This window comes from Caballeronia sp., assembly GCF_049581465.1.
Taxonomy (GTDB): Bacteria; Pseudomonadota; Gammaproteobacteria; order Burkholderiales; family Burkholderiaceae; genus Caballeronia.
Genome location: NZ_JBAUSA010000570.1, coordinates 1 through 7,206, shown reverse-complemented (window position 1 = coordinate 7,206; position 7,206 = coordinate 1). Strand labels below are relative to the sequence as shown.

Below are 7,206 nucleotides of genomic sequence, written 5' to 3'. Positions count from 1 at the left end.
CATTTGCGTGCACTGGCGTTAGGATGCACCCCCGCTGCGCACTCCGCGCAGGTGCCGGGATTCGACGGGCTTCGGCATGCGTCCCTTGGCGAGTCGGAAACGGCCTTTCGAAAAATCTTCTCATCTGACCGTTCGTGGCCGATACCGCCAGTTGAACTAAGCCCCTGATAAGCGTTTGTAGACACTAACGACCAGAGATTGCACGAAAAGACGATTAGGCTGACTTACCGATTACGCCCGGCAATATATTCGCCTGATGTTCATTTGAAGCCGGTCCGAGTGCGCGCCGCCGTTCGTCGAAACCATTTCAGGGATGAACCGCCGACGCACCCTGCGACCCATGCGCTGGCGCTGCGGACGCGGCAGCAGCGGCCACGCCGGCCGGTCCTTCCGGAATGTCAATGGGCCGTGTCGATTCCGCGGCGCCGGGGTAAAGCGCCAGCAGCACACGCAAAACGCCGTTGGTCCAGCCGAAACCGTCCTGTAGCGGGTACTCGCCGCCGCTTGCCGCCATGATCGTGGCCGCGCCGATGTCGTATTTTTCGACCAGCTTCCCGGTCCGTTGGTAATACGAGACGTTGGTCCGGATCCAGCGCGTCGCGATGGACTGCGCGAGGTCCGCTTCGCCGTAACGGCGCAGCCCCACCACCGCGAGATACTGAAGCGGTGCCCAGCCGTTCGGTTCGTCCCACTGCTGCCCTGTAGCGACCTGGGTCGTCGCCATGCCCCCGGGTCGCAGGAGTCCGCGTCGCACCGCGTCTGTGACAGCGTGGGCCTGGTCGCGGCTGGCAATGCCTGCATAAAGCGGATAGATCGTCGCTGCGGTCAGTCGGTGCGTCAATGTGTGGTGGACGACGTCGAAGTCGCCGAACGCGCGCAGCGACGGATCCCACAGCACCCGGCGGATTGCATCGGCGCGCGTGGCGGCATGCTGCTCGAAGTTCTCCGCATGCATGGCATCGCCTTGCAGCCGATACGCTTTGGCAAGTGCGCGCTCAAGGTCGACGAGCAGGCAATTCAGATCGACGGCGATCAGCGAGGTCACGTCGATCGAAGCAAGGCTTCTGCCGTCGGCGAACCAGCGCGAACTGAAATCCCAGCCGGTTTCGCCGCCTGCGCGAAGGTTGCGCCACAGGTCTGCCGCATCGCGCTCCGGTGTCTGCTCCGCGGTTGCAACATCCTCGCGGTAAGACTCGTCGCGCGGCGCCGCGCGATCATCCCAATAGCGGTTGAGCAACGTGCCATCCGCGAGGCGCACGACGTGCCGGTACGCCCGGCCGGGTGCAAGCCTGTCGCTACCATCCATCCAATAGGCGTATTCCTGCCGCAGCTCGGGCAGATACCGGACATAGACCTGATCGCCGTCTCCTTCCGCGACGAGCCGCACCATCTGCGCGAAGAACGGTGGCTGCGAGCGGCTCAGATAATACGTGCGGTTACCGTTCGGAATGTGACCGTAGCGGTCGATTAACGCCGCGAAGTCTTTCAGCTCATCGACGGCCAGATCGTGCCTGCCGCTCTGCTCGAGACCGAGCATGATGAAGTACGAGTCCCAATAGTAGATTTCATCGAAGCGATCGCCCGGGACGACGTAAGGGAAAGGCAACGGCAGCAACGAGGCCCATCGGCTTGCGGCCGGATCCGGATCACGTCATAACACGCTCCACAGCGTATCGATGTGACTCACGACGTCCTGCTGCGGATCTGAAACATAGTGCTTCGTCGCGCGCGCCGGAAGCACAAAATATCGGCCAACGAATTGCCCGAGATCGAAGTCCGCATGCTGCTTTTCATCGTCGTAGGCGGTCATGATCTCCTGCGGCGGCTCGGTCGGGACCATGTCGGCAAACGTCTTGCTATCGGCAAACAGGTGCGCGAGTTCCACGTTTCGGTACAGCGCGCCGTATTGTTCGGACGGGGCGACCGGAACGACCGGTGGTGTCTGTGCGTGCGGATTCGTTCGCGGTGCAGAAGCGCCGACCCTCGCCGACGCCGCGGCGGACGGCGCAATGGTGGGAAACGCCGACGCGGCGCCAGCGCCGGACAAGACGTGGAATAGCTAGACGTGGCATAGATGGACTATTCCCAAACGAGGCCGGTGGCGCAAATAATTTATGGCGATCAGAAATACGTCTTCGTCCGCGTTTTCCCTTATCTTTGCCATATCCATGAGCCCCGCATATCTGGAATACCAGCGTGGAAGCTGCAATCGGTACCGCTGCGGAATAGGTGACGCGAGGAAGGTTGTCGCTGAAGAATACTTCTCCGGGACAGGCCTTCGCAGCGCGCTGGTCCTGCGAGTGTCTGACGCCGGCGAAGGCATTTCTTTGGAAGTCCAAAAGCGAGCATTCGGTGAATTGGAGCGCGCGGCCGGAAACGATATACCCGGCGCGGGATTGGGGATGGTAATTGTTAAAGCACTCGTGGGGAAGTCAGGGCGTTTGAGTAAATCCATTTCGTGGCGTACTGTACTCACGAGAGCGACGGGGTCCATAGAGACTTTGGAATACCACGCCTTGACGGCGGCGGATTCACGAAAGCGACGCCCCAAATTAGGAGTCTGCGATGTCGACCTCAGATACAGACGGGACTGAAGTTGAACCTTTGAGCGCACAGGAGCGCACGTGGTTATCTATCGCCAGTCGTGCCGATATCAACGGCTGGCTTCACCTCAAGATTCGGGGTGGGCCGTTCGAGCGTGGTTTCCAGCATGGCTATTTAGTCGCCGCCGAGTATGCGGAAGCGCGTCGCGTCTACGAAGCACTTACGTTTCAGACGCTGGGGATGGAGTATTCATTCTTCGTCGATCAGGCTTGCAAATATCACAGGCCCGTCATTGAGCGCGTGGCCCCGGATCTCCTCGAGGAAATGCGCGGCATCGCCGCCGGGCTGACAAAGGCGGGTGTCCCGGCGACCCTCAACGAGATCATCGGTTGGAACGCTTACGAGGAGCTGACCGGCTACTGGTGGCCTACCGTCGCGCAAAATTTCTCGTCGATACCCGCAACCGCGGGAGCGATGGCGAAGAGCCACTGCAGTGCCTTTATCGCAACTGGATCGTCCACCGTCGATGGCGATATCGTGCTGGGGCACCAAAGCTTCACGGAGTTCTGGAATGGCCAGTTCATGAACATGATTCTGGACGTCGAACCAGACGACGGCTGCCGAATGGTCATGCAAGCCTGCCCGGGGTGGATCGCGAGCATGACCGACTTCTGGGTGACGAGCGCTGGCTTGGTTGTCGCCGAAACCACGATCGTCGGGTTTGCGGGGTACGATATCCAGAAAGTCCCGGAGTACATTCGCGCACGCAAGGCATGTCAGCGCGCGTCCGACATCGACGAATGGATTTCGCTGCTCGAAGCCGGAAACAATGGCGGATACGCCAACATGTGGCTCGTTGGGGATATCAAAACCAACGAGATTGCGAAGTATGAGCAAGGCTTGAAGTACCAGAGTTTCGCAAAGAAAACAGACGGCTGGTACTTCGGTGACAATGTTCCCGACGACCCGCGCATTCGCAACCTTGAGTGTGCAGACACCGGTTACAACGATGTACGTCAGCAAACCGGCGCGCGTCGCACACGCTGGCCTCAACTGCTGAGTCAGTACGACGGGGCGATCGACACGTCCGCGGGGCAGACGATCCTGAGCGATACCTTCGATGTTTATTTGATGCGGGTCAATCCGTCATCACGCACCATCTGCGCGCATTACGATATCGACCCGATGGAGTATGTCAGCGATCCAAACGGCGTATGGAACGTTCCCTTCTTCCCTGGGGGATCGGTGGATGGAAAGGTGACCACATCCACGATGGCACGCAATATGTCGCTCAGCGCGATATTCGGTCGAGCCAACGGAGCACCGTTCGATGCCGACGAGTTCCTACGGGTCCATCCCCAATGGAATTGGCAGCAGGGATACTTGAAGAGCAGACCGCACCAGCCATGGACAGTCTTCAACGGGTGAATCTGTGCGACGCGCCCGGACAGCGAAACAGTGGCCGTCGGAGGGACCGGTGCGTCTAGGCCACCGCCGGACGACTCCGTGCCCTAGACGGCTTCACCCGCCGGCAGGTCTTGCGGCTAGAACGGCTTCCTCCTCTCGTTTTTCAATGCTGGAGCGGTCTGCCGGCGGAGTCATCTTCCACCACGTCCCTAAGAATTGCCGCGCCGGGTCGGCACGTACGACAACTGAGGCATTCACTTGTGAATGTCCGCGCGTAACGAGATTACCTGACGGGTCGTTACCGGCGCGGCATTGTTGCCCCATGTACTGCGAACAAATGTCAGCACCCTTGCCATTTCCTCACTGGTCAACTTGGTCGCGAATGCCGGCATTTTCTCGCGCGGTGGACCGCCTTGTGTGTCTGGGCTATTCCCGCCTTCGACCAACAGGCGCATCAAAGAAGTCGCGTCCGGTGCAAGAACAACCGGATTGCCCGCGAGCTTTGGATACTTCGACGGCTGACCCGTGCCGTCGGCTTGATGGCATCTGGCGCAGAAAGACAGGAAAATACCAGCGCCGGGGCGCTGAACCGCGCCCGTGCGCAGGGCTTCCACGCTCTGTAGAGCGCCTTTTGAGTCAGGTTCGAAAACGCCGGGCCGCCGCTGGGCCGGCAAGCTCTTCAGGTAATGAGCAATGGCGTTCAGGTCGTCGTCGCTCATGTACTGGGTGCTGTCCTCGACAACTTGCACCATGCTGCCGAAAGTCACCAGGCCCCCGCCGTGACCGTCCTTAAGAAACGAAGCAATATTCTGCGCCGAAACACGGCCGAGTCCTGAACCGGCATCAGCCGTCAGATTCGGCGCGAACCAATGGTCGTTTGCACCACCGGTCAGATAGCTTCCAGATGTTTCCGTGTAAGCGCGCTCTTCGTACGCGGGCCCACGCGGCGTATGACACGCGCCGCAGTGTCCAAGTGACTGAACCAGGTAAGCGCCTCGATTCCACTGCGCATCCTGCCGATCCCGCGTCACGTAAATACCGCTCGGCGCGAAAGCAAAATTCCAAAAGGCCAACACCCAGCGCTGGTTGAACGGAAATGGCAGTCGGGTGACTGCAGGTTGCGTGTGAGCCGGCTGCACACCGTGAATGAAATACGCGTAAAGCGCGCGCATGTCCTCGTCGGTTATTTTCGAATACGAGGGGTACGGCATGGCCGGATATAAATGCTTTCCTCCACGCGCGACACCTTCCCGCAAGGTGCGCGCAAACTCGTCATAGCTGTACGTGCCAATACCGTATTGCTTGTCCGGTGTGATGTTGCTGCTGACGATCGTACCGAAAGGCGACGTCAACCCCAAACCGCCTGCGAACGGGATCCCGCCATTGGGCGCCGTGTGGCATCCAGCGCAGTCTGCAGCCTTCGCAAGGTACTCACCACGCGCGACCAGGGTGGCTTCATCGTCAGGCGCCACCTGACGATCACTCTCTGAGCGCAGGCTGCGCGCGCTCTCGGCGACACCGACGCCTGCGGCAAGGCCAAGCGCCACCAACAACACGACCAGCCCTCGAAGTCGAGTCATGGGATTCACCATTTCGCGCACGGCGACACAACGAAAGCGGCCATCGCCGTCAGCAGTAGTCCGAGCATGAAAACCGAACTGCCGAGCACCCCGACGAGAGCGAGAAATCGTGTTCGCCCTTCGCCGGAGTCAAGCAACCCGTGTGCTATGCCGCCGACACCCACGGTCCGTTCCCTTCTGGTCGCGCGCCAACTCACCCAGGCGGCTGCCATGCCCGCGCTGCTAATGACAAAACACACCCCACTGACCAGGGAAATGAGATGCAGCAGCGAAGCAAGCGCCGCTTCGGACAGCGGTTGCCTCATCGGGAAACAGGCTTGAGACGTGAGCGCTTCACACGTACAGATTTGAACGATCCATGCGAGCGGCGCGGCGACGAGGCCTGCAAGAAGATAGTGCGCTCGGGCGCGACTGCGGTGGGGTGCCGGATGGGTACCGCGCGCTTCCCGCGCCACGCCATTGGGTGGGGGCGTCACGGGGCCGGGCGGTGGAACAACGGATTGCGCAAACATGTGCATTCTCCTAAAGCACATAGGGCGACAGGTAGAGCGTCGTGAAGATGAACAACCATACGATATCCACGAAGTGCCAATACAGACCGCCGATGGTCAGGGCGGCGCAACGCTTGTCGTCGAAATACCCGAGCGCAGTCCACGTCAACAACAGCAACAAAATGACAATCCCGACCAGCACATGCAACAGGTGAAACCCAGTAATGGTGAAGTACAGCGAGCCGTATAAATGCGTGGTCGGCCCATAGGGATGGTCATGCCATTCCTTAAGCTGAATGCCAACAAACACAATCCCGAGCACGATACCTACCGCCATCGAGGCCACGCCTAGCCGCAGTCGTTTGCGTCGGACACATCGCTCGCAAAGCCATACGAACAAGCTGCTGGATAGTAAAACCAGTGTATTTGCGCCGCCAATCGCGAGCTTGGGCATCCCTTCTGGCGGCCAGTGTTGTGCAGATTGGGACGAGAGGTACAAGTAGGAGAAGATCAAATAGCCGAACAGCGCGCCCTCAGTAGCAATCATTGCCCACACCCCCCACCAGCCACCGGAGCGCTTTCCTGCGCTCCCAATCGGCAGCGCGCGGTTTGTGTCGAATACGTCCAGGGCATCAGCCAATTGCGCCTCCTGTATCGCGTACCGGGTCCGGCTCGCGTTGAATGAGCGCACGTTCGGGCCAAAGCCAGGCGATTAGCGAAGCGGCGCTCGCGGCAAGCATGGCCGCGGTGAACCACCATGCGTGCAAGAGCATGCCTGCAAACACAAGAGTAGAAAACACGCCAAGCAAGAACGGCGCATACGAGTCGCCGGGCATTTTCAGAATGATGTCGGGCTCGCCGTCGAGCGCCGTCGTGCCGAGTGCCTCGCGGCCATGATCGAGAATGTAGCCCTCATCGAGGACGGACCCGATGCGCTCCCCGCGTTCCTTGGGAAGCCGGTCCTCCCACAGCGGGTGGCGACTCCCGACAAACGGCACCGTCGCGAAGTTATAAGGCGGAGGCGGAGACGAAATCGACCACTCAAGCGTGGGCGCATCCCATGGATTGTCGCCCGCGATGGGGCCTCGCTTGTAGCTCCATACCAGGTCGATCAAGAAGATCAGCACACCGAGCGCAAACAGGAAAGAGCCGAGCGAAGTGATGAGATTGACGGTGTTCCAGCC

Annotated in this window: 4 protein-coding genes and 2 pseudogenes; 1 reads left to right on the top strand and 5 read right to left on the bottom strand. The window is 60.1% G+C overall.

Annotated elements, in window-relative coordinates; translation table 11 throughout:
- Window positions 1–307: 307 nt before the first annotated feature.
- Window positions 308–2,047, bottom strand: a pseudogene (gene treF, locus WCA53_RS14050) (alpha,alpha-trehalase TreF).
- Between the two features lie 518 nt (window positions 2,048–2,565).
- On the opposite strand from treF, the gene WCA53_RS14045 reads away from it, so the two are divergent.
- Window positions 2,566–3,972, top strand: coding sequence for a C45 family autoproteolytic acyltransferase/hydolase (locus tag WCA53_RS14045; protein ID WP_423911201.1), 1,407 nt, complete (start codon window positions 2,566–2,568; stop codon window positions 3,970–3,972).
- Between the two features lie 233 nt (window positions 3,973–4,205).
- Here WCA53_RS14045 and WCA53_RS14040 read toward each other — a convergent pair whose 3' ends face one another.
- The 4 genes and pseudogenes from WCA53_RS14040 to WCA53_RS14025 form a co-directional block, all read right to left on the bottom strand.
- Window positions 4,206–5,531 carry a c-type cytochrome gene (locus WCA53_RS14040; RefSeq protein WP_423911198.1) on the bottom strand — a complete coding sequence of 442 codons (1,326 nt, stop codon included), beginning with the start codon at window positions 5,529–5,531 and terminating at the stop codon, window positions 4,206–4,208.
- Window positions 5,532–5,536: 5 nt separating this feature from the next.
- Window positions 5,537–6,043 (bottom strand): hypothetical protein, encoded by a 507-nt coding sequence (locus tag WCA53_RS14035; RefSeq protein WP_423911195.1) that lies wholly within the window; start codon window positions 6,041–6,043, stop codon window positions 5,537–5,539.
- A 10-nt stretch (window positions 6,044–6,053) separates the two neighbouring features.
- Window positions 6,054–6,662 carry a cytochrome c oxidase subunit 3 gene (locus tag WCA53_RS14030; protein WP_423911192.1) on the bottom strand — a complete coding sequence of 203 codons (609 nt, stop codon included), beginning with the start codon at window positions 6,660–6,662 and terminating at the stop codon, window positions 6,054–6,056.
- Window positions 6,655–7,206, bottom strand: a pseudogene (locus WCA53_RS14025) (cytochrome ubiquinol oxidase subunit I); the annotation flags it as partial. The gene WCA53_RS14030 and the pseudogene WCA53_RS14025, both read right to left, overlap by 8 nt.